This window comes from Bacteroidota bacterium (genome assembly GCA_016183775.1).
Classification (GTDB): Bacteria; Bacteroidota; Bacteroidia; order JABDFU01; family JABDFU01; genus JABDFU01.
On sequence record JACPDY010000123.1, the window covers coordinates 1 to 21492 of the forward strand.

General features: G+C 38.8%; 24 protein-coding genes. 14 read left to right on the top strand and 10 right to left on the bottom strand.

Going from position 1 to position 21492, the window contains the following annotated elements; all coding sequences use genetic code 11:
- Positions 1 to 195: 195 nt before the first annotated feature.
- On the bottom strand, positions 196 to 984 hold the full coding sequence (locus HYU69_14550; protein ID MBI2271561.1) for an SDR family oxidoreductase: 789 nt from the start codon (positions 982 to 984) through the stop codon (positions 196 to 198).
- Between the two features lie 117 nt (positions 985 to 1101).
- Here HYU69_14550 and HYU69_14555 point away from each other — a divergent pair, with 117 nt between their 5' ends.
- Positions 1102 to 1437 (top strand): hypothetical protein, encoded by a 336-nt coding sequence (locus HYU69_14555; GenBank protein ID MBI2271562.1) that lies wholly within the window; start codon positions 1102 to 1104, stop codon positions 1435 to 1437.
- Positions 1438 to 1445: 8 nt separating this feature from the next.
- Here the strand turns inward: HYU69_14555 and HYU69_14560 are convergent, their stop codons facing one another.
- Positions 1446 to 1817, bottom strand: coding sequence for a hypothetical protein (locus HYU69_14560; protein MBI2271563.1), 372 nt, complete (start codon positions 1815 to 1817; stop codon positions 1446 to 1448).
- Positions 1818 to 1964: 147 nt separating this feature from the next.
- Between HYU69_14560 and HYU69_14565 the strand changes: the two genes are divergently transcribed.
- The 6 genes from HYU69_14565 (at position 1965) to HYU69_14590 (ending at position 6429) form a co-directional block, all read left to right on the top strand.
- Entirely contained in the window at positions 1965 to 2810 is an 846-nt protein-coding gene (locus tag HYU69_14565) for a peptidylprolyl isomerase (protein MBI2271564.1), read from the top strand.
- 6 nt (positions 2811 to 2816) lie between these two features.
- Positions 2817 to 3830 (top strand): phenylalanine--tRNA ligase subunit alpha, encoded by a 1014-nt coding sequence (gene pheS / locus HYU69_14570; protein MBI2271565.1) that lies wholly within the window; start codon positions 2817 to 2819, stop codon positions 3828 to 3830.
- 167 nt (positions 3831 to 3997) lie between these two features.
- Entirely contained in the window at positions 3998 to 4312 is a 315-nt protein-coding gene (locus tag HYU69_14575) for a tetratricopeptide repeat protein (GenBank protein ID MBI2271566.1), read from the top strand.
- A 123-nt stretch (positions 4313 to 4435) separates the two neighbouring features.
- Positions 4436 to 4861, top strand: a complete 426-nt coding sequence (gene yidD / locus HYU69_14580) for a membrane protein insertion efficiency factor YidD (GenBank protein ID MBI2271567.1) — start codon at positions 4436 to 4438, stop codon at positions 4859 to 4861.
- A 196-nt stretch (positions 4862 to 5057) separates the two neighbouring features.
- Positions 5058 to 5678, top strand: a complete 621-nt coding sequence (locus HYU69_14585; GenBank protein MBI2271568.1) for a hypothetical protein — start codon at positions 5058 to 5060, stop codon at positions 5676 to 5678.
- Positions 5629 to 6429 (top strand): hypothetical protein, encoded by an 801-nt coding sequence (locus HYU69_14590; GenBank protein ID MBI2271569.1) that lies wholly within the window; start codon positions 5629 to 5631, stop codon positions 6427 to 6429. Before HYU69_14585 ends, HYU69_14590 begins: the two co-directional genes overlap by 50 nt.
- A gap of 12 nt (positions 6430 to 6441) precedes the next feature.
- Here the strand turns inward: HYU69_14590 and HYU69_14595 are convergent, their stop codons facing one another.
- A complete protein-coding gene (locus HYU69_14595; GenBank protein MBI2271570.1) occupies positions 6442 to 8061 on the bottom strand; it encodes a hypothetical protein in 1620 nt (539 codons plus the stop codon).
- A 103-nt stretch (positions 8062 to 8164) separates the two neighbouring features.
- Between HYU69_14595 and HYU69_14600 the strand changes: the two genes are divergently transcribed.
- On the top strand, positions 8165 to 8857 hold the full coding sequence (locus tag HYU69_14600) for a hypothetical protein (protein MBI2271571.1): 693 nt from the start codon (positions 8165 to 8167) through the stop codon (positions 8855 to 8857).
- A gap of 74 nt (positions 8858 to 8931) precedes the next feature.
- On the opposite strand, the gene HYU69_14605 is transcribed toward HYU69_14600, so the two are convergent.
- Positions 8932 to 9123, bottom strand: a complete 192-nt coding sequence (locus HYU69_14605) for a hypothetical protein (protein MBI2271572.1) — start codon at positions 9121 to 9123, stop codon at positions 8932 to 8934.
- 152 nt (positions 9124 to 9275) lie between these two features.
- Here HYU69_14605 and HYU69_14610 point away from each other — a divergent pair, with 152 nt between their 5' ends.
- From HYU69_14610 to HYU69_14630, 5 genes are all read left to right on the top strand, one after another.
- Positions 9276 to 9695 carry a RidA family protein gene (locus HYU69_14610; GenBank protein ID MBI2271573.1) on the top strand — a complete coding sequence of 140 codons (420 nt, stop codon included), beginning with the start codon at positions 9276 to 9278 and terminating at the stop codon, positions 9693 to 9695.
- A 109-nt stretch (positions 9696 to 9804) separates the two neighbouring features.
- Positions 9805 to 13233 carry an isoleucine--tRNA ligase gene (locus HYU69_14615; GenBank protein MBI2271574.1) on the top strand — a complete coding sequence of 1143 codons (3429 nt, stop codon included), beginning with the start codon at positions 9805 to 9807 and terminating at the stop codon, positions 13231 to 13233.
- Between the two features lie 454 nt (positions 13234 to 13687).
- Positions 13688 to 14074: a TraR/DksA family transcriptional regulator gene (locus tag HYU69_14620; protein ID MBI2271575.1), complete on the top strand. Its 387-nt coding sequence runs from the start codon at positions 13688 to 13690 to the stop codon at positions 14072 to 14074.
- 164 nt (positions 14075 to 14238) lie between these two features.
- On the top strand, positions 14239 to 14886 hold the full coding sequence (locus HYU69_14625) for a lipoprotein signal peptidase (protein ID MBI2271576.1): 648 nt from the start codon (positions 14239 to 14241) through the stop codon (positions 14884 to 14886).
- 80 nt (positions 14887 to 14966) lie between these two features.
- Positions 14967 to 15374, top strand: a complete 408-nt coding sequence (locus tag HYU69_14630) for a DUF1987 domain-containing protein (protein MBI2271577.1) — start codon at positions 14967 to 14969, stop codon at positions 15372 to 15374.
- Positions 15375 to 15398: 24 nt separating this feature from the next.
- On the opposite strand, the gene HYU69_14635 is transcribed toward HYU69_14630, so the two are convergent.
- From HYU69_14635 to HYU69_14650, 4 genes are all read right to left on the bottom strand, one after another.
- Positions 15399 to 16799, bottom strand: a complete 1401-nt coding sequence (locus HYU69_14635) for a TlpA family protein disulfide reductase (GenBank protein MBI2271578.1) — start codon at positions 16797 to 16799, stop codon at positions 15399 to 15401.
- Positions 16800 to 16941: 142 nt separating this feature from the next.
- Positions 16942 to 17403: a pantetheine-phosphate adenylyltransferase gene (coaD, locus tag HYU69_14640; protein MBI2271579.1), complete on the bottom strand. Its 462-nt coding sequence runs from the start codon at positions 17401 to 17403 to the stop codon at positions 16942 to 16944.
- 9 nt (positions 17404 to 17412) lie between these two features.
- Positions 17413 to 17958, bottom strand: a complete 546-nt coding sequence (locus HYU69_14645; GenBank protein ID MBI2271580.1) for an RsmD family RNA methyltransferase — start codon at positions 17956 to 17958, stop codon at positions 17413 to 17415.
- Between the two features lie 3 nt (positions 17959 to 17961).
- Positions 17962 to 18840 carry a DUF3822 family protein gene (locus HYU69_14650; protein MBI2271581.1) on the bottom strand — a complete coding sequence of 293 codons (879 nt, stop codon included), beginning with the start codon at positions 18838 to 18840 and terminating at the stop codon, positions 17962 to 17964.
- A gap of 159 nt (positions 18841 to 18999) precedes the next feature.
- Here HYU69_14650 and HYU69_14655 point away from each other — a divergent pair, with 159 nt between their 5' ends.
- On the top strand, positions 19000 to 20463 hold the full coding sequence (locus HYU69_14655) for an AAA family ATPase (GenBank protein MBI2271582.1): 1464 nt from the start codon (positions 19000 to 19002) through the stop codon (positions 20461 to 20463).
- A 46-nt stretch (positions 20464 to 20509) separates the two neighbouring features.
- Here the strand turns inward: HYU69_14655 and HYU69_14660 are convergent, their stop codons facing one another.
- Both HYU69_14660 and HYU69_14665 read right to left on the bottom strand, forming a co-directional pair.
- Positions 20510 to 20884: a helix-turn-helix domain-containing protein gene (locus HYU69_14660; protein ID MBI2271583.1), complete on the bottom strand. Its 375-nt coding sequence runs from the start codon at positions 20882 to 20884 to the stop codon at positions 20510 to 20512.
- Positions 20885 to 20887: 3 nt separating this feature from the next.
- Positions 20888 to 21178 (bottom strand): type II toxin-antitoxin system HigB family toxin, encoded by a 291-nt coding sequence (locus tag HYU69_14665; protein ID MBI2271584.1) that lies wholly within the window; start codon positions 21176 to 21178, stop codon positions 20888 to 20890.
- Between the last annotated feature and the right edge of the window lie 314 nt (positions 21179 to 21492).

The following is a 21492-nucleotide window of genomic DNA, read 5'->3' on the forward strand; positions in this document are numbered from 1 at the left end:
AATCGAACGACTTTTTGCTTGGATTCAAAATTACAGAAAGTGTGTGGTTCGCAATGAGTATAAAGCACAGAATTACTTAGGGTTTGTACAGATTGCATGCGTATTAATCATGACAAAACATTTTTGAGATGGCTTCTAGCCATAATTTATTTTTTTAACATTGAACGTTGAACCCGGAACCTTGAACCTTTTGAACTATAAACTTCCCGTTCTACCCCCATCAACCGGGATATTGACCCCATTTATGTATGCCGCCGCAGGAGATGCAAGAAATGCGGCAGCATTTGCAACTTCAGCCGCTTCAGCAAAACGCCCGGCAGGGATCTCACGCAGCATTTCCTTTTTCAGTTCTTTAACCGACTCGCCGGTCTTTTTAGCTTTTGCCTCGAGTAATGAAGTGAGTCGTTGTGTTTGTGTTGCTCCCGGAAGAACATTGTTTACTGTTATTCCAAACGATCCAAGTTCAAGTGAAAGTGTTTTGGCCCAATTTGCAACTGCTCCGCGAATGGTGTTGGAAACACCTAATCCTTTAAGCGGTTGTTTAACAGAAGTGGAAATTATATTTATGATTCGCCCGTATTTTGCCTCTTTCATTCCTTCAGCAACAGCCTGCATTAAAATATGATTACATAACAAATGGTTGGAAAAAGTTTGTATAAACTCTTCCGTTTTAGCGTTAATTGCAGGTCCGCCGGGAGGGCCGCCTGTATTGTTGATCAGAATGTGAATAATTTTTCTCTCTTTCACCAATTGCTCAGCTTTCATTTTCAGTTCTTCAGGGTGTGAAAAATCAACACATAAATAGCCATGCTCCTGATGTTTATTGATACTCAGCTCAGCTTTTACTTTTTTCAATTCGTCTTCATTCCGGGCGACGAGTATTACGCTGGCCCCCATTTTCGCCAATTCAAGTGCTATGGCTTTCCCGATACCCTGTGTGCTTCCGCAAACCATAGCACTTTTTCCTGAAAGATCTAAATTCATAGTGATTGCTTTAAGTAAAGCAAATATACACTCAAATTAAAACCATTGACTGAATTAATAAAACATTATAGAACTATGTTATTTTGATTTTGGTGATCATGCTGCTACATTTACTGTATGAATGACAAGGACCTGGAAACAGAATGGGGAAAATTAGTGAACGACTTATCTCTGAAATTCGGTGATCTCGATCTTCAGGGCATAATTTTTCTTATTGGTGTACAAGAGCTTGGTAAAGGATACCAAAAATTTAAAAAGGATGAGAAACTGGAAGTGATGCACATAGCGATCTGTACACTGCTTGAGCCTTATGGGCACTATGAATTCATTGGTCGTGACACGGATGGTTGGCCGCACTGGAAAATAAATGAAAAATTACCGCCCCTAAAGCCGGGGCAACAAAATCTTTTAATGAAACAAGCAATAGTGGACTATTTTAAAAATGACAAATAACCGGAAAGCTATTTGAAAGTAATTGTTTTAGAAACAGAGCTTCCAGGCTGCAAGGTGACAATACCCGCTTTGGATGCCGTTTTGCCTGAATACGTAACATCCACATCAAAAATGGCCTGTAGTTTAAATACAAATGTAGTTTTACCCGAACCGTCCGTTGATTGTGTAGATTCAACAAATCCTTTTCCGTTTTTCGGATCGTAATACAACCTTACACTGGCTCCTGATAAAGTACTTCCGACTGTATCAACAACAGTAATAACCGCAGTGCATTCTGAATTTTTCTGGCAAGATGATAAAGGAGAAATAAAAGTAAATGCCAATGTTGTCAAAACGAGTGCGGTAAATAAAAAATGCAGTTTTATTTTTTTATATAACATATTTTTGGGTCCGGTTATATTACACCCCGGCATTTAATTATCTTTGCGACTACCAAAGCTACATGATTTCTGTTAAAATCCAAAACTATGGTGCGCTATAAGTCAATGTGGTCTGATTATTGAATTAAATACTAAAAAACGAAACCTATGTACAGAAAAGCAATTTTGATCCATGTATTTGCATTTATGGGTTTGATAAGCATCCTTTATGCCGGTGGCAATGAAACAAAAGAAACGCAGGTTCAAATAGTTACCACGGAAGGAATTATAAAGATCAAGTTATATAATGATACTCCTTTACATCGCGACAACTTTGTTAAATTGGTAAACAGTCATTTTTACGACAGCACCATTTTTCACCGTGTTATCAATCAATTTATGATTCAGGGGGGCGACCCGGATTCTAAAAAGGCAGCTCCTGGCGTAATGCTTGGCAACGGGAGTACTGGTTACACTATCCCGGCTGAAATTATGCCGGACAAGCATTATCATAAAAAGGGAGCTCTTGCGGCGGCCCGTATGGGAGATGACGTGAATCCGAATAAAGAATCATCCGGCTGCCAATTCTATATTGTTCAGGGCAGAAACTTTAATGTAGAAGACCTGAATTCAATGGAGCAACGTATGCTTAACAACCAAAAGCAGGAAGCATTTTCGAGACTTATGAATAAACCTGAGAATGCTAATTTAAGAACGAAGTTTACTGCTTTTCAGCAATCCCAGCAAACAGACAGCCTTATGGCAATATCAAAACTGATTGAACCAATGGTGCTTGCCGAAGTGACGAAAATGCCACAGTTCAAATTCAGTGAAGAACAACGCAAAATATACAGTACAGTTGGAGGAACTCCGCATCTGGATGGAGGGTATACGGTATTTGGTGAAGTGGTTGAGGGCCTTGACCTCGTTGATAAAATTGCCGCTGCCAAAACATTACCCGGCGACCGTCCTGAGAAAGACATTCGTATTTTAAAAATGAGTATTGAAAAATAATTTACTGTGCAGGAAAAAATAAAAGAAATATTATCTGAGATCGAACAATTCAGTGCCGAAAGCAAGGAGCAGCTGGAAGGCTTCCGTATAAAGTTGCTGAGTAAAAAAGGTGATATAAGCCAATTGTTTGATGATTTTAAAAATGTTGCTCCTGAACTTAAGCGCGAAGTCGGTCAGAAGTTAAACGAACTGAAAAATAAAGCCCAGGAAAAATTAAATGTACTTAGAGAAAAGCTGGAGCAAACGGATGGTACAGGTGAAGTATTAATCGATCTCACGTTGCCGGGTGAGCAGGTAAATGTTGGCACACGTCATCCTATTTCAATTGTTCGAAAGCGGATCATTGATATATTTTCACGTATTGGATTTACATTGGCTGATGGTCCGGAGGTAGAGGACGATTGGCACAACTTTACAGCGCTTAACTTCCCGGAAAATCACCCTGCGCGCGACATGCAGGACACTTTTTTTATCACCGGCGATTTTGCTTTGCGCACGCATACCTCATCCGTACAGGTTCGTGTAATGGAAAATAAGCAACCGCCGCTGCGCCTTTTGGCTCCCGGACGCGTTTACAGGAATGAAGCGATCTCCGCACGCGCGCACTGCTTCTTTCACCAGGTGGAAGGTTTTTACATTGATACAAATGTATCGTTCGCTGATCTGAAACAAACGTTGCTTTATTTTGCCAAAGAAATGTTTGGCGAAGAAACCAAAATACGGCTGCGCCCCTCCTATTTTCCATTCACCGAGCCAAGTGCCGAAATGGATATTTCCTGTAACATTTGTGGCGGGAAAGGCTGCAACGTTTGTAAATACAGCGGCTGGGTTGAGATTCTGGGCTGTGGCATGGTGGATCCTGCTGTACTTGATAACTGTAAAATAGACAGTAAAAAATATACCGGCTTTGCCTTTGGAATGGGTATAGAGCGCATCACCATGCTTAAATACCAGGTAAAAGACCTCCGTTTGTTTTCCGAAAATGATGTCAGGTTTCTCAATCAATTTCGTTCCGAATAATCATCAACCAATTACGAATAAAAAGCGAATTTACGAATGTGCACCCTGAATTTGTGTTATCCAGAACGAAGCGAAGAATCTGACTGTGCGAAAGATGGGTTCACAAATAACCAGACTTCTTTCCTGCTAAAAAGCAGAAAAGCATAAATCAAACTTCTTATTAAATAATGGCGACACGCCTTGACCAACTTCTTGATCTTCTTCAAAAGGAACCACACGACTTTTTCCTAAATTATGCGTTGGCCCTGGAGTATGCTAAACAGGACAAAAAAGAAAAAGCAATAAGCATTATTGAACATATTTTAAAAAGAGATGAAAATTATTTAGGAGCCTATTATCAAATGGGACAATTGTATGAACAGCTTCAGCAGCTTGAAAAAGCGCGTGTTACCTATACTAAAGGTATTGCTATAGCCCAACGGCAAAAGAATACAAAGGCGGCAGGGGAATTAAGTACAGCCCTTTTATTGATCGAAGAATGATTTGTTTACCTTGGTTAAATTATTAACAAGTTGAATACCTGTTACCCGGCCGAGGAGTAGCAACGTTAAAAATATATTGACGCTATATTTAATTATATTTGTTGCTGAGGCATTTTATATTTTATGAAGATATATTTGGTTTTATTGTTTTTTTCTGGCTTGATTGCTTTGAAGGCACAAAAGCTAAGTCCGGATGGAATTCTTATTAAGAAGAGAATGCTCGCTATTGAAAAGGCAGATGCTATATCACCCGATATAGTTTTTACCAGGTCAGGAAATCCATTTAAAGTGCTGGCTTTTTCATTTATATATGTATATCAAAAAATATTTTCACAACAAATATCCGCGGTGTGTGAGTTTGATCGAAGTTGTTCGGCATTTGGTATTTCATCAGTTAAGGAACTAGGAATAATAAAAGCCGTTTTTTTAACAGCAGATAGGCTGACCCGTTGTAACGGACAGGCGCAAGTTGAAACGCAAAATTACCTGATCAACCACACTTCCGGAAAAGTTACTGATGAGCCGTCGATGTATAGTTTCAATCATTAGTATCTGGATATTTTTATATCCTTCTTTTTTCCGGGCCCAGGACACCACCCCCTTTGACACGGTGGCTTTTTACAATTATCTTAAGGAAGGTAATTTGTTATTGGAACAATTGACCTTCAATCAAAAACTACAAAGAGTTTATGCGGACAATAAAGATGTTACAGATAGTTTGCAGCTGGATAGAGCTGTAATATTCATGAAACTAAATAAATCCGACCAGGTTAATTATACACTAAAAAAAATGCCTTGTGACCTGAATGTATCTGAAAAGAACAGGCAGCTTTTTATCTCAATGCTGATTGTAACTAATAATTATGCTGCTGTAGAATGCGCTTTGCGGTCAGCTAATGATAATAGAAATAAAGTATTTTATAAAGAGGCAGGGATATCAATGTGTCTTTTGAAAAGACAATTGTGTAAAATGGATACTAGTGCAGGTAAGTGGACAGTTTCACCAACCTTAGGGGAATTAAAAGACAGGTATATTAATATACCGAGGTACTCTCCCCTTTTGTCCGGTCTGTATTCTGCTTTGTTGCCTGGTTCAGGGAAACTGTATCTTGGAAACAAATACCAGGCAATGACGGCTTTTGTTGCCAATATGTTATTAGGAATGCAAGCTGCGGAGTCATATATAAAAGCCGGACCAGGGAGTCCACGATTTATTTTAACGGCAAGCCTGTTTGGAGTATTTTACACAGGAAACATTTGGGGTAGTGTGGCATTGGCCAAAAAAAAGAAAATAGATTATTTATCGGAGATAGATCATGAGATATTTACTTATTATAACGCTAATATTAAAAAACTTACTGAGTAGCGCCCAACCGGACTCATTATTAGCATCGTCTTTGCTTAATGCCGAGCTACGGCTATACTATTCTGTTAATGATTCCGAGCGATTTAATATTTTATTCGACAAAGCGGAACTGTATAAAAATTCAGGAAATAATAAACAGGCGCTGCAAGAACTGAAAAGGGCCGGTACTTATTGTAAAACAGTTAATGAGTCAGCACAGTTAAGATACCAGAAACTTTTAAATTATTTTTTGGCCGGACAGTACAATGATGCGATATCCATTGAACTATTTGAAAATGAAATCAGATATTTGAACAAGTCGGCAGAGTATTATTCTATTCGGTTATTAGCATTAAATGAATTGCAAAACTGGAAATTATGTAAACAGGAACTTCTGAGTAATTGTCATGATTGTGACAGTCTGCAAAGAATGTTTATTTCGGATTTACCTATAATTTTTGACTACCGCAGCCCTGAAAAGTGCAGTCGTTGGTCATCCTTCATTCCGGGTGCGGGGCAAATTAAAGCAGGTTATCCTTTAAAGGGTATAGCGTCAATACTTATCCAAGGCGGGTTAATTGCTTTTACCGGATACAATTATTATTCCGCATATTATATAACCGGAAGTGTTACAGGATTGCTTCCTTTGCGAAAATTTTATAAAGGAGGAATCCGGTTGAGTGGCATCCTCGCCGAAGAGCACAACCAAAATAGATCAAACGCATTAAAAGAAAAATACAGAAAAATAATTCTCGAGCACTTTACATTATAAACGCCTCAATGATTATTTGAACTCAAACCGGGCTAATTTACTTTTTGCAGCCTTGAATGAGATGAAACAACAGTACATGCCGGGATTAAAGGCATAAGCTATTTTTTCATTGTCGCTGACCGAAATATCCCTGTCTGGCATTAAGGTAATTTTGTTTTGTTTATTACTGAACAGTGTCTTTTTTGTAAACTCCCCTGACTCACTTAATTCAACCAAAACGGAGGTTGATTTATATGGGCGAGTCATTGTTCGCATATCTTTTACTGTTTTCACTTTGGCAGGATCCAGATTTCGTGGATCCTCGTTGTAAATAAAATACATTTTATCATTATGTGTGGCAAACATGAATGAATTGTATGCTCCCCCATCATTTGTAGTATGTTGGTATTTTGGAATATTCGTATACCATTTAATCGATCCGTCCGGATTTATATTTATCGCTAAAATATTATTCCTTATATAATGATAAATATATCTTGTCGTGGTCGAACCTGTCTTAGGGTCAGTTGTAGTAACCACCTGGACATAGTCATAAGTATATTCTGCAATAAGTACCGCTCCGCCATCTGACTTGGTTACAAATTTTTTAATGGTAAAACAATTGGAAATGCCCCGCCCTTTATTTGCTTTTCGCTGACTGGTTAACTCTGCAATAAAATCTTTGTCCAATTCTTTCGTGTCAGAGGCTTCTACTATTTTAGACTCTTTATTTATACGCAGATAGAATATTCCATTAATATCATCATATGAAAACCCTTTTTTTTCTATTTTCCCGTAAAAACCCGAACAGATAATTATTCCTTTTGCTTCATCCAGGGTGTACGAAACATCATTTATGTATTTATTTGGTAACTTAAGTTCAAATTCTGAGACTTCGCCTTTCCCCGTTGGTGTAATAGTCAGTATCTCATAATAATAACCGGCTTCATCCTTTTTTTTGTCCTTTTTTTCAAGATCAATTCTTGCCAATAAATAAATTATACCGTCATTGCCCAAAATATAGTCTTCGGCAGAGAAGTTTTTGTCTTTATAAGGTAAAGCAACTTCAAGCTTGTGCAGGGCTTTCAGGTTTTCATCAAAAATATTAAAGATAAATTTTTCACCCGCATATTTTTCATATGGAGGATTATTAACGATTAGTAATTTCAGAGAATCCTTTGAAGTAAACATCAGGAAAGATCCGGAGTTTCTTCGGCTTTTAGCAGATATGTCAGCCAGCTTTGTGAGCTTTCCGGTCATTTTTCCTTCGTTGGTTATTTCCTGCATATAAATCGAATTCTTATCCGCTTTTCTATCATATTTTGAAACACTGAAATAGGTTTTGTTTTTCATCATCAGAAACTGATTGAATTCATTGTCGTTATCAATCACATTACTTCCCTTTCCCGCGTTTCCGATCAAAGGAGTTTCGCCTTTAATCTGAAGGTCATCTGCAGAATACTTCAGAAGGCTTAATTCTTTTCGGGATTCTTTGTATCCGAATATAAGATTTCCTCTTCTGCCAAGTAGTTCAGTTCTTCCTTTCCTGTCTACAGGATTCTCTTTGCCCCAATAAACGTTTACTTCTTGTGAAACAGCCGCTAGAGAAGATAAAACAATGAATAAATTGATAACCAGGGAGCGTTTTAGCATAAGAATTGTTATTAGGATTAATAAAATAGAAGAAGATATTTATTTGTTGGCTATTGTACTACATTTGCAAATGTATAATTATATAACAACCTCATAACATAAGATGAAAGATATTTTCCTGATTTCTTCATTGCTTTTTTCACAATTTATTTTTGCGCAGACTAAAATTACTGTTTTTCAACCCAGTCAACCCATCCCTGTGAATCGTGTAGATTCTGCAAGATTTGTTGATAGGAATCTGGTTAAATGGAATTATTCATTGCTGGCGCGAGGCGTTTTTTTACTGAACTATGAATTTTATATCAGTGATAAATTTACAGGTGAAGCAGGGGTGGGGCTCACATACAGAGACATTGTATTTGAAATGATGAAAGAAGGAAATTTTCTGGATTATGGCACTCCTGTTGTCCATTTGTGTGGAGAAGCAGGGATAAGGTTCTATCCCAAAGACTTTGATAATTTTGAAGGCATTTATTTATCGCCTATGGTCAGTTACAGATCCTATTCATTTGAAAAAGCCACAAACAACAATACGGTGAGTTCGGGTAATGTTAATGGCTTTAAGCCGGGGTATAATTTTCTTGATTTTCAATTTAAGTTTGGCTTTCAATATGAAAGTTTATGGAATTTGGACATACTTGGTGACTTTTACGTTGGTTTCGCACTTCGTAATGCAACAGTAAGTCAGCTTGTGGAAATACAAAATAATAACAATACCACGACCTATCAGCCTTCCACTTCTACAACGATGTATCCCCAACCATTATGTGGTTTTAAATTAGGGATTCCTTTCTGATCTGTCCTTTTGTAAATAAAAAAGTCACCCGATTTCGGATGACTTTTTCAGATTAACCAAACACAAACAAATCATTACACTCCGGGCAATGCATCGTTAAATTCACCGGGAAATTTAAGTCCCAGTTCCTTTGCTTTGCCATATGATTTATCCGGATCAAGGAAACTACGTTTTTTCCCCGGTCTCTCCTCAGTTCTCACTACCCAATAGGCCATGAGAACTATAAATGCTGCTAGCAGCAAAATAATACTTAGTTTGAATAGCATGGCGTTATAATTTTTGGTTACGCAAATATAACTCAAACACCGCGCCAGTATTGTTATCCCTGTGTTAAAAAATGTTAAAGCTTGCAGCGTTGTCTTAAAATCAACGAATAAGCGTATTTGTGAATACAATCTGTAACAAGTAAATTCGCCCAATGAACAACGATCAGATAAACTCCTCAAAAGCTCCCGAGCCGGTGGGACTGTATCCTCACGCTAAACGCGTAGGGAACCTTTTATTCCTTTCCGGGGTTGGTCCGCGTGAACGTGGTACAAAAACAATTCCCGGAGTTGAGCTGGATAATAATGGGAAAATTGTCAGTTATGACATTGAGTTGCAGTGCCACAGTGTATTTCGCAATGTAAAATATATCCTGGAAGATGCGGGCAGCAGTTGGGATAATATTGTGGATGTTACTGTTTACCTCACCAACATGAAGGACGATTTTTCAAAGTACAACAAACTATGGGCCGAGTATTTTAAGGCAAATCCCCCCTGCCGCACAACGGTTGAAATTAATTGTTTGCCAACGCCTATTGCCATTGAATTGAAGGTAGTTGCAACTATCGGGTAATTGCTGTTGTTTGCTTCAAAAACATCCTTTCCGGGCATTCTTTTTTAGCTTGTTTATCACTACCCAAAAACCTAAATTTGCCCTCCTTGTAAAAGCAGCACGCGATTGTATTATGAGTAAATACCCTGAATATAGATCCCTTGATCTTTCTCAAATCGGGAAGGACATTTTAAAATTTTGGGATGAAAATAAAATATTTGAAAAAAGCGTTACTACACGCGAAGGCAAAACACCTTTTGTATTTTACGAGGGTCCTCCAAGTGCCAACGGCATGCCCGGCATTCACCACGTGATGGCGCGCGCTATTAAAGATATTTTTTGCCGTTACCAGACACTAAAGGGAAAACAGGTAAAACGTAAAGCCGGCTGGGATACCCACGGTTTGCCTATTGAACTTGCCGTTGAAAAAACATTAGGTATTACCAAAGAAGATATCGGCAAGAAAATAACTGTTGAAGAGTATAACCAAGCCTGCCGCAAAGAGGTAATGAAATATACCGATAAGTGGGAAGAGCTTACCCGCCTCATGGGTTATTGGGTTGATATGAAGGAGCCCTACATTACCTACGAGAATACGTATATTGAAAGTGTCTGGTGGCTGCTTAATGATCTGTACAAAAAGGGGTTGTTATACAAAGGTTATACTATACAACCCTATTCACCCGCAGCCGGAACGGGTCTCAGTTCGCATGAAATTAATCAGCCGGGTTGTTACAGGAATGTGAAGGATCGGACGGGAACCGTAATGTTCAAGACAAGCGGCAAACGATTTTTTGAAGGGGGAGCACCAGATGTTTATTTCCTCGCATGGACCACTACCCCATGGACTTTGCCATCCAATACAGCATTGGCGGTAGGTGCAGATATAACTTACGTTTTAGTTAATACATATAACCAGTTTACAGGGAAAAACATTTATGTTATTCTTGCAAAAGACTTAGTAGAAAAATATTTTAATACTAAGGCTGCTGAAATCCCATTTTCTGATTACAAACCGGGAGACAAGCTTATTCCGTATAAACTTATCGATGAATTTAAAGGAAAAGATCTTGCCGGAATTTCATACGAGCAGCTCCTCCCTTTTGTAAAACCCCAGGGGGATGCTTTTAAAGTGCTTGTTGGTGATTTTGTTACAACAACAGATGGAACAGGTATCGTACACATCGCCCCCAGCTTCGGTGCCGATGACTTCCGTGTTGTCAAACAAAACGGGATAGGTTCACTTACGTTGGTTGATAAACGCGGCAAATTTTTACCTGAGGTAAAAGACGGAGTGTTTTTGTACGGTGACGAATATGTAAAAGAAGCCTACTTATCTGATGAAGAAAAGAAAACGGAGTTTGAAAAACAGAAAAAGACATTAGAAGCTGCCGGAAAAATAAAAGACCTGAAAGTATACTTAAGTGTTGACGAACGGATTGTGCTGAAGCTCCAGGAAGAAGGAAAACTTTTCAAGAAAGAGACCTATGAACACAGCTATCCGCATTGCTGGCGTACAGACAAACCTGTTTTATATTATCCGCTTGACAGCTGGTTCATTAAAGTGACTGCTGCTAAAGACAAAATGGTGGCGCTCAATAAAACTATTAACTGGAAGCCCGAATCAACCGGGACGGGACGTTTTGGCAATTGGTTAGAGAATGCCAACGACTGGAATCTGAGCCGTTCCCGTTTTTGGGGAATACCGCTTCCTATCTGGCGAACGGAGGATGGGAAAGAAGAAATCTGTATTGGTTCCGCGGAGCAATTGAAAAATGAAATCGACAAGTCTGTAAAAGCCGGTTTTATGAAAGCTAATCCATTGGCTGCTTTCAAGCCCGGGGATAATTCAAAAGAAAATTATAACACCTTCGATCTGCATAAGCCTTATACGGACGAAATTGTATTGGTTTCCTTATCCGGGCAAAAAATGATACGCGAGAACGACCTGATTGATGTATGGTTTGACAGTGGGGCGATGCCTTATGCGCAGGTACATTATCCTTTTGAAAATAAAGAGTTGATCGACGGCAAAAAATATTTTCCCGCGGATTTTATCGCCGAAGGCGTTGATCAGACACGGGGCTGGTTTTACACATTGCATGCTATCGCATCTATGTGTTTCGATTCTGTTGCATATAAAAATGTGGTATCAAATGGCCTGGTGTTAGATAAGAACGGGAATAAAATGAGCAAGCGTTTAGGTAATGCTGTTGATCCGTTCTCAACGCTTGAAAAATACGGACCCGATGCTACACGCTGGTACATGATTACGAATGCCCAGCCATGGGATAATCTTAAGTTTGACCTTGAAGGGATCGCTGAGGTGCAGCGCAAGTTTTTTGGAACACTTTACAATACATATTCTTTCTTTGTTTTATATGCTAACATAGATGGCTTTGCATACAAAGAAGCCGAAATACCTGTAAGCGAAAGACCCGAAATTGATCGCTGGATCTTATCCGAACTTCATTCACTTATCAAAGTGGTTGATCAGGCATATTCTGATTATGAGCCAACGAAAGCAGGCCGTACTATCGAATATTTTTTGGATGAACATTTAAGTAATTGGTATGTTCGTTTGTGCCGCCGTCGTTTTTGGAAAGGGGAGTATACCAATGATAAAATTGCGGCGTATCAGACCTTGTACCGTTGCCTTGAAGTGATTGCTCAGCTCGCATCACCGATCGCACCGTTCTTTACCGATAAATTGTTTAACGACCTTAACACTGTAACAGGTCGGCACAAAGCAGAATCGGTACATATTTCAAACATGCCGGTTGTAGATGAAAAGTTGATCGATAAGCATTTGGAGGAACGGATGGAATTAGCGCAAAAAATTTCATCCATGATATTATCTATTCGTAAAAAGGAAAATATCCGTGTTCGTCAGCCATTGAACAGTGTACAAATTCCAATATTGGACGAAGCTTACAAAAACAAGATCGAAGCGGTAAAAGATCTGATCCTGTCGGAAGTGAATGTAAAGCGGATCGAATTTGTGGATGAGTCAAAAACTCAGATCGTGAAGAATATGAAGCTGAATTTTAAGACACTTGGGAAAAAGTGCGGCAAACATATGAAGGCTGTACAGGCTTTTGTCGCAAACAATGCTCAGGCGATCATTTCAGCAGTTGAAAAGACCGGAAAATTTGATGTGACAATTGAAGGCGAAACGTATATACTTGAAAATGAGGACATTGAAATTATTCCCATTGATATTCCCGGTTGGAAAGTGGCAAATGAAGGACCAATAACTGTTGCACTCGATATAACCCTTACTTCTGAACTAAAAGAAGAAGGGATAGCCCGGGAATTGGTCAATCGTATTCAAAATTTGAGAAAAGACAAGGATTTTGAGGTTACAGATCGTATCTTAGTTAAGATACAATCAAATAGTGCTATCAATTCGGCAGTATCTAATAATTTAAATTATATTTGCACCGAAATTTTAGCCTCATCGCTCGAATTGGTCGATAAAATTACAGAAAACGAAGGCATACTTGTTGAAGTCGACGACGAAATTAAAACACTAATATCAATAGTTAAACTCAATTAACATGGCAAAGAAACCCGCTAAAAAAAGCAAGCCTGCTAAGAAAAAAGCAGTTAAAAAATCGCCTGCTAAAAAGAAGACAGTAAAAAAAGCAGCAGCTAAAAAATCGTCTCCTAAAAAAAAGACAGCAAAAAAAACCGCCTCAAAAAAAAGCGTTAAAAGCGTAATTAGTAAAAAAACAGCTAACGAAGCGAAAGGTATTAAAAGCAAAGCCACTATTACACAAAAAAGTGTTGTTAAGGTGGCCGCGGTTAAACCAATTACCGCAATAGAAAAGGCAAAAACTTTTAAAAACAATGGCAGCCCTGTTTCTAAGAAGCAGGAGTCCGGCTCAATTGATATGGAAGAGGATAATAGCAGTGATAAGGAATCAAAAGGACAACAACCGCAACCCTTCTTTTATGAGCCGCCAAAAGCTTTCATTAAGCGCCCTGATCTCAAACAGCCCAAACCATTTATCGGTAAAGACAAGCGCACAAAATACTCTGATAAGGAGTTAACTGAATTCAAGGAAATTATTTTAGGGAAACTTGAAGAAGCGCAGCGTGATTATGAGTTATTGAAGAGTACACTTTCTCATAAAGATGATCATGGTACTGATGACACATCACCGACTTTTAAGCTGCTTGAAGATGGTTCGGATGTAATGAGCAAAGAGGAAACGGCTCAATTGGCATCTCGCCAGGAAAAATATATTCAGAGCCTGCAAAATGCGCTGATCCGTATTGAGAACAAGAGTTATGGTATTTGCCGCATAACAGGTAAACTAATACCTAAAGAGCGTCTGCGCAGTGTGCCGCATGCTACTACCAGCATAGAGGGTAAGATGCAGCAATACGCTTAGTTGAAAGGTAATCAGTAATCGGTTACCGGTAATCAGTTTTTTACCGGTAACCGATTACAACTTTAACCGATTACCTGATTATAAATAAAGTCATTACCCCAAAAGGTTGCTATATTTGGCAATCTTTTTTGTTTTAGAGTTGCCCAATATATTGAGCGTTTAGCATGAAGAAGCCCCTACTCATAGTGTTCCTCGTTTTACTGGTCGATCAGGCCATAAAATTTTATGTTAAAACTCATTTCTTTCTTGGTGAGGAATATCATGTTGCCGGGAACTGGTTCATTATTCATTTTACCGAGAATAACGGAATGGCTTTTGGGATGGAGTTTGCAGGTAATTATGGTAAATTGTTTTTAACTTCATTCCGCATTCTTGCAGTAATGGCTATCGGTTGGTACTTGTATGACCTTGTCCGTCAACAGGCACCTTCGGGATTGATCATCAGCATATCACTTATATTGGCCGGGGCTCTTGGAAATATAATTGACAGTATTTTTTATGGGATTTTATTCAGTGACAGCAATTATGAAGTCGCAAAATTTATGCCTCCTGAAGGAGGCTATGCAGGCCTTTTGCACGGTAAGGTGGTTGATATGTTTTACTTCCCGATCATTGAGGGCCATTTTCCAGCCTGGTTCCCGATATGGGGTACAGAAGAATTTATTTTTTTCAGGCCGGTATTCAACTTTTCGGACAGTTCGATCACTATAGGTGTATTGATGATTTTATTGTTCCAGCGCCGTTTTTTCCCTAAAAAACCAACTGCAACTGATCTTCAGGAGCCTGGGTCGACAATAGACTCAACTATTTAATGCAATAGAATACAGGCATTTAAGTTTTCAATTCAATAAAAAAATGATTAGATTTGATACAGACCAATTAATCATATGTTATGCAAAAGTTAGTTATTGAATCAACGGATTCTTCACCAAAAGTTTATTTGGATCCCGATAAATCAATATTTATCATAACAGGCGAATCACGAATGGAAGATTCGGAAAAATTTTATGAGCCCGTATTGGCCTGGTTCAGGGAATACCATAAGCATCTTGTGAATAATAAGATCAGCAAGGAGATTATTATTGAAATGCACATGGATTATTATAATTCGGCGACTGCCCGTAGTTTTGTCGGGCTATTTGCAATGCTTGAAACATTTATCGGGAACGGTATCCATGTTCGCGTAAAATGGCATTACATGGAACAGGATGAAGATCTTAAACACCAGGGAGCTGGTTTGGCCAGTGTAGTTTCCAGGATTCCCTTTGAATTGATCTGCCTGGAAAATGTAAATGCATAAGTTCTGCTTTTTACAATATTAAGATCAGGGGCCTTTGTTCCCTGATTTTTTTTTGGAGATCTCCCAAAAGGTGGCTTCTATGCTTTGTGTGGGACGCAGGGCCGGTGATTGAATGAAGTTCCCCGTTGGATTGACCAGAAAATAGGAGGGAACGCTTTTGATCTCATATTTATCTTTCACTTCTTTCTGACTGCCATAATGCAAAAATACCCAGTCGCATTTTGGATTTTTTGCCAGAAATTTTTTCATCAGACTCGGATCATCATCAATATTAATGCTCACAAAGACAATTTTTCCGCCGTACTTTTTTTTGAGGTTCGAAATTAATTTTAATTCCTGCAGGCAAGAGGTGCACCATGTAGCCCAAAAATTTATATAAACATACTTGTCTTTAAAGTCTGAAAGAGCAACATTTTTTCCCGTTTTGTCCAATAATGAAAATTCAGGTGCAGAAGCGCCCGGTTGAAGTTTTGAAAAGGATCTGATTACATCGGAAGCAATGATCTGGTGAACAGCTATTTTGGTTGTTGCCGCTATCCGTTCTAAAATATACAACATGTTTTCGCGTTTGAAATCGGAGGAGTAATATAATTCCGACAACCCTTTAATGAGCGCCAGTTCTCTGACAGTATCATTTTTCAAATATTTATCTTCTGCCAACGCGCTCATACATCCCTCAAAACTTGGCCTGGAATTTATTTGTTCAATAAGTGCTGAGCCATTTGCAGAGGAGGCATATTGTTGCAGGTATCTGTTAAAAAATTTATTGAAGAAATTCATGTATTCGAAATTATCATACAATACGGGCTTACCGATAATATATTTTTTTGCCAATTCAGGTTTGCTCTGGAATGTATTCAGCTCGAGTTCGGCTATGTTATAAGCAATATAGGATTTGAAATACGGCTTATTGAAGGCGGCATAACGGGTTTGCATTTGAAGCTCAAAAGAATCGAGCCGGGCGCGTGATTTTTTTTGTACAAAGTATTGGTAGTTTTCAGTCCAGAAGTTCTCAAAGCATTCATTGTAATCGATCACCAATGCGTTTATTTCGGTCGTATCCGTTACTGCAAAAGTAAGATCAACAGATTGTTCAATGTTGGGATTTGCAAAGCGTATTGTGTCACGGGAAGGGAAAAAGATTCTGTAGTCACGCATGGGTTCAACGTACATGTTGGCTTTTTGTTTTCCGCTCCGGAGCAAAACCCGTTTTATATCATCGGACTGAAAGCTGAAATTAAAAAATCCGCTATCGCTTACTGTTTGTACAGATACCGGGATCTCCGAATATGAAATGTAATCGGCATAGGTGAATAATGTTATTTCCCGACCTTTATAACTTGGCGCAAATCCATTGATGGTAATATTTTGTGCTGATGTGAGAACGGCTATACAACAAAATAATATATAGAATAATTTTTTCATTGATCTCCGAGGGATTGTCTGGTATGCAATTCGTATGTTGGGCTAAAGCCCAAATCTTTTGAATTTTCATTACCGCGACCTTAAGGTCGCGGTAATGAAGGAACTAACCAAACGGGCTTAAGCCCCAAATAGTTAGCTCTATTTATTCCAACTTAATTCCTTTTGGAATAAACGCGCTTACATCTCCGCCGTTCCTTAATATATCACGTACAATAGTTGAATTTATTGCAGAGTGTTCGGGGTTTGATAAAATAAATATGGTCTCAATATCATGCACCATTGCCTTATTCATTTGCGCGATGCCGCGCTCAAATTCAAAATCGGCAGACGTGCGCAACCCACGTAAAATATAATTAGCCTTTACTTTTTTGCAAAAATCAACAGTAAGGCCTTCGTAACTCAATACTTTAATACGCGACTCTTTGGCAAACACTTGTTGAATGAGACTTTTTCGTTTTTCGAGCGGCAAATAATAATTTTTGGTCGAGTTAATTCCTATGGCTACAATAATTTCATCGAACAGGGGTAAAGCTCGCCTGATAATGGATTCGTGGCCTATGGTGATCGGGTCGAACGAGCCGGGGAATAAGGCAATTTTCTTCATTTGGTTATTTTATTGAACAGCTTCGTTACTAAAAATACTAAAGTTCACTTTGCTGTAATTACGCTGCTCCAAAAATCGTTCTGTTGTTTCAAAATTAAGCTCTTTGGGGTGTTCTACTATTAACAGCCCATTCGGTTTCAGCAGGTTTCTGCTGAAAATAAGCCCAGGCAGTTCACGGGTTTCCTTTAATTCATAGGGAGGATCGGCAAAAATAAGATCGTATGCTTTGCTTTCACTTTTCAAAAATTTGAACACATCGCTTTTAATGACAGTTATCCCGGTAAAGACAAATTCCCCGGCTGTTCTTTTGATAAATGCATAACAATTGCTATCGGCATCAACTGCGGTTATTTGAGGGCACCCGCGTGACGCAAGTTCATAGCTAATACTGCCGGTTCCGCTGAAAAGGTCAAGCGCTGTTATAGCTTCAAAATCTATACGATTATTTAAAATATTAAATAATGCCTCCTTTCCGAAATCTGTTGTCGGGCGAACAGGCAAATTCTTTGGCGGATAAAATGCCTGCCTTTTATGTGTTCCGCTTATAATACGCATAGATCAGGGGTATAAAAACTGGCTGAATAAACTGTAATAATATTGTTTGGGCAAAGCGGTTATTTTAAAACTATAATCAAATGCATCCGGTCGATCACCAAATTTTATGTTGCGGATATATTTATATAACAGCTGATAGATTGCGGAATTTTTTTCAAGCTCCCCCAACAATTCAACTTTTACCGATTCCGGATTTAATTTCAATTGTTCAAATACAAATAGCAGGTAATAAATAAAGTCTTCGGCTGTTTGGTAAGAAAAGGTATTGTAAAAGAGTAATTTGCCTGAATTAAGTACCAGTACTTCAAATCCTTCTGAGTGTACGTTCAAGACCACATTCGTTGTGTCGGAATGTTTATTTGTTAACAATACGTGCTCAATGAGCGGACTTGAATAATGCGTAATATCCAGCTGCGTATACAATTCTCTAAATTGCTGCTCAATTACTTTTGGTAGCGCATAAATGTTTTTCGCGTCAAGATTGGGTAAATTATCAATAACAATGGTTTCGCTATCAGCAAGTGAATGATTGAATTTAAGCAGAGCATCTTTTTCGTTTGCGTCAAACAAGGCATTTGGAACCAGTGTTGATCTGGTATTTACAATGGATAATGAGACTTTTTTATAAGGATAGCACAGAATGCTGCTTTGTTTTATCGCACTGTTACTATGCGATAGGAGTGTGTTGACATTAAATGCTTTTTGAAAAGAAAATCGCTCAAGGGCAAGAGCTTTGTTATACACATCATCCCACACAGCGGCCGAAAGACCGTCCGAACTCAATTGAATGGCCAAATGATAACCTTTTGTCTGACGTCCGTCAAATAAGTCGTCAACAAGGCTTAACGCCTGCGAGATAAGGCTATTGGTTTCTGTGAGCATGATGAGCAAAATTACAAATAATTATCTGTAATCTGCACCCTGAAATATGCGTTCTTTGCGCTCTCGCGTGCTTCTTTTTCTCGCAAAGACGCAAAGGGCGCAAAGTTTTATCAGATTGAATTTAGAAGAACATTAGAAAACTCATACTAACTTTAAACCGTGAATGACCAAGAATTTAAACAGGTACTGTTAAAACAATTTCCCCACGAGCCGACACCCGGGCAGGCGGAATTCATCAATAAGATCTCCGGCTTTTCCACGGATCCGCAAGCGGCCAATGTGTTTGTTTTAAAGGGTTACGCAGGTACAGGTAAAACAACCATTATAAGTGCGCTTATAAAAAGCCTGCCGGCTATTCAGAAAAAATCAATTTTATTGGCTCCAACAGGCCGCGCAGCCAAAGTGCTTTCTAATTATTCGCAAAAACAGGCGTTCACTATTCACAAAAAAATTTACAAACGTGTTACCAATACGGACGGGATCGGGCATTTTGTTGTTCAGCCCAACCTGCATACGCATGCCATTTTTATTGTTGATGAAGCCTCCATGATCTCGAATGGGGGAGGCCTGAGTGGAAGTTTTGCGGATCAGTCAAGTCTGCTCGATGATTTGGTGCGTTATGTTACAACAGGAACCGGGTGTAAACTTATTTTTGTTGGCGATACAGCGCAGCTGCCTCCGGTAGGGTTAAGTTTAAGTTCGGCTCTGGATGTTGAATATTTAAAAAGCTCTTATTCAGTTAGTATTGATACCATAGAGCTCAAAGATGTGATGCGGCAAAATGTTGATTCTGGGATACTGTCTAACGCGACTTCATTGAGAAATAATATAGCAAGCGCGCCTGCTGAGCGGAGTCGAAGCACGCACGCTTCGGCTCCGCTCAGCGTAAAATTTATCCTTGATCATTTTAAAGATGTTGTCCGTTTAAGCGGGAATGAACTTGAGGATTCATTAAACAGCGCATACAGCAAACACGGAGTTGAAGGAACCGTTGTAATTTGCCGTTCCAATAAACGGGCCAATCAGTTTAATCAACAGATACGGGCCCGTATCCGCTGGCAGGAAAGTGAGCTGTCAACAGGTGATTACATGATGGTGGTGAAAAATAATTACCACTGGCTGCCGGATGAATCAAAAGCGGGTTTCATTGCCAATGGCGATATTATTGAATTGCTTAAGGTTGGTACTGTAAAAGAACAATATGGATTCCGTTTTGCCGATGCGCGGATTCGTATGGTTGATTATCCCGATGAGCAGCCTATTGAAGTAAAGCTTTTGCTTGATACTATTGCTGCAGAAACACCGGCACTTACCAGCGAGCAGAATAAAAAATTATACGAAGGTGTTTTAGCCGACTATACGGATATTGCTGACCGGCGTAAACGCCTGGTTCAAATAAAAAAAGATCCATTCTTTAACGCCTTGCAGGTTAAGTTTGCGTATGCAATTACCTGCCACAAGGCGCAGGGTGGGCAATGGGAAACTGTTTTTGTTGACCAGGGCTACCTCACCAAAGAAATGGTCAATACTGAATTTTTACGCTGGCTATATACTGCTGTTACACGTGCTACAGAAAAGTTGTATCTGGTAAATTTTAATAAGGAGTTTTTTGCTGAGGAGTAATGGCAGTATTAAGAGATGACATCGCCCCAGCCGACATCATCCCCTATCATATAGCCAAGGCATAATCTTTTATAAGAATATCTGCCGGAATATGTAAGTACTTACTTAGTTTCCTGATCATTTCAATGGAAAGTTTTCTTTTCCTGTTAAGCACTTTCGAAATATTGCCTTTGTTGCCGAGTATTTCCGCCAGGTCTTTCAGGTTCATTTGGCTTTGCTCCATCATAAATTTAATAGCTTCGATCGGGTCGGGTTCGGGAATATGAACATGTTTATTCTCATAATCTTCAATTAAAAGCGCCAAAAGTTTTGCTTCTTTTTCTGCATCACTTCCCTTTTTTGCATGAAACAGCTCTTGGAATTTTTTTAAGGCGATCTCGTATTCTTTTTTTGTTTCTATTACGTTTAAATATGTTTTCATAGTTTATGTATTAAAATTTCTTTTATCATAATCAGCATGCGTGCCTATAAAAGTTATAAAAGCCCATTGAAGCCTGAAATTAAAATCTACAACCAGCCGGTACTTATTCCCTTTTATATTAAAAACCAACAGGCTATCCCTTACACAATCTACGGAATTGAAATACTTTTTAACATCATTGAAATTTTTCCACTGAGCTTTGCATGTAACTTTATACCATGTCAGAAGTTGCTCCTTGCAATCTCCGTGTTTTTCATAAAAACTGCACAATGTACTTTTGCTAAAAATCCTCATCCATCTTGTTCCCACAAAGATACAGGTAGTTGTCAATTTGACAACTTTTATATAATGCTTTTGAATAATTGGATGGAAGTAGGTGTCTTTGACGTATCGATAAATACCTGATTACTTTTTTCAGGTAGGCAGCAAAAGGTTGTGATTTGCTTTACTCACATACTTTTTTTTAATTTAACGTGAGCTATGGATTAGGCAAACCTAATTTTTTAGCAAAAATCGAGGGCAACTTTTCTAAATACGTGTAAGCAGCTACACCAGCATAAGCGTGAGTTACACAGTTAACTGGGCTTCTATGTCTTGTGTGGTCTATG

Excerpts from the sequence above, each read along its gene's own strand:
- HYU69_14550 (MBI2271561.1), bottom strand. The coding sequence starts at position 984 with ATGAATTTAGATCTTTCAGGAAAAAGTGCTATGGTTTGCGGAAGCACA.
- HYU69_14555 (MBI2271562.1), top strand. The coding sequence starts at position 1,102 with ATGAATGACAAGGACCTGGAAACAGAATGGGGAAAATTAGTGAACGAC.
- HYU69_14560 (MBI2271563.1), bottom strand. The coding sequence starts at position 1,817 with ATGTTATATAAAAAAATAAAACTGCATTTTTTATTTACCGCACTCGTT.
- HYU69_14565 (MBI2271564.1), top strand. The coding sequence starts at position 1,965 with ATGTACAGAAAAGCAATTTTGATCCATGTATTTGCATTTATGGGTTTG.
- HYU69_14575 (MBI2271566.1), top strand. The coding sequence starts at position 3,998 with ATGGCGACACGCCTTGACCAACTTCTTGATCTTCTTCAAAAGGAACCA.
- yidD (MBI2271567.1), top strand. The coding sequence starts at position 4,436 with ATGAAGATATATTTGGTTTTATTGTTTTTTTCTGGCTTGATTGCTTTG.
- HYU69_14585 (MBI2271568.1), top strand. The coding sequence starts at position 5,058 with ATGAAACTAAATAAATCCGACCAGGTTAATTATACACTAAAAAAAATG.
- HYU69_14590 (MBI2271569.1), top strand. The coding sequence starts at position 5,629 with ATGAGATATTTACTTATTATAACGCTAATATTAAAAAACTTACTGAGT.
- HYU69_14595 (MBI2271570.1), bottom strand. The coding sequence starts at position 8,061 with ATGCTAAAACGCTCCCTGGTTATCAATTTATTCATTGTTTTATCTTCT.
- HYU69_14600 (MBI2271571.1), top strand. The coding sequence starts at position 8,165 with ATGAAAGATATTTTCCTGATTTCTTCATTGCTTTTTTCACAATTTATT.
- HYU69_14605 (MBI2271572.1), bottom strand. The coding sequence starts at position 9,123 with ATGCTATTCAAACTAAGTATTATTTTGCTGCTAGCAGCATTTATAGTT.
- HYU69_14610 (MBI2271573.1), top strand. The coding sequence starts at position 9,276 with ATGAACAACGATCAGATAAACTCCTCAAAAGCTCCCGAGCCGGTGGGA.
- HYU69_14625 (MBI2271576.1), top strand. The coding sequence starts at position 14,239 with ATGAAGAAGCCCCTACTCATAGTGTTCCTCGTTTTACTGGTCGATCAG.
- HYU69_14630 (MBI2271577.1), top strand. The coding sequence starts at position 14,967 with ATGCAAAAGTTAGTTATTGAATCAACGGATTCTTCACCAAAAGTTTAT.
- HYU69_14635 (MBI2271578.1), bottom strand. The coding sequence starts at position 16,799 with ATGAAAAAATTATTCTATATATTATTTTGTTGTATAGCCGTTCTCACA.
- coaD (MBI2271579.1), bottom strand. The coding sequence starts at position 17,403 with ATGAAGAAAATTGCCTTATTCCCCGGCTCGTTCGACCCGATCACCATA.
- HYU69_14645 (MBI2271580.1), bottom strand. The coding sequence starts at position 17,958 with ATGCGTATTATAAGCGGAACACATAAAAGGCAGGCATTTTATCCGCCA.
- HYU69_14650 (MBI2271581.1), bottom strand. The coding sequence starts at position 18,840 with ATGCTCACAGAAACCAATAGCCTTATCTCGCAGGCGTTAAGCCTTGTT.
- HYU69_14660 (MBI2271583.1), bottom strand. The coding sequence starts at position 20,884 with ATGAAAACATATTTAAACGTAATAGAAACAAAAAAAGAATACGAGATC.
- HYU69_14665 (MBI2271584.1), bottom strand. The coding sequence starts at position 21,178 with ATGAGGATTTTTAGCAAAAGTACATTGTGCAGTTTTTATGAAAAACAC.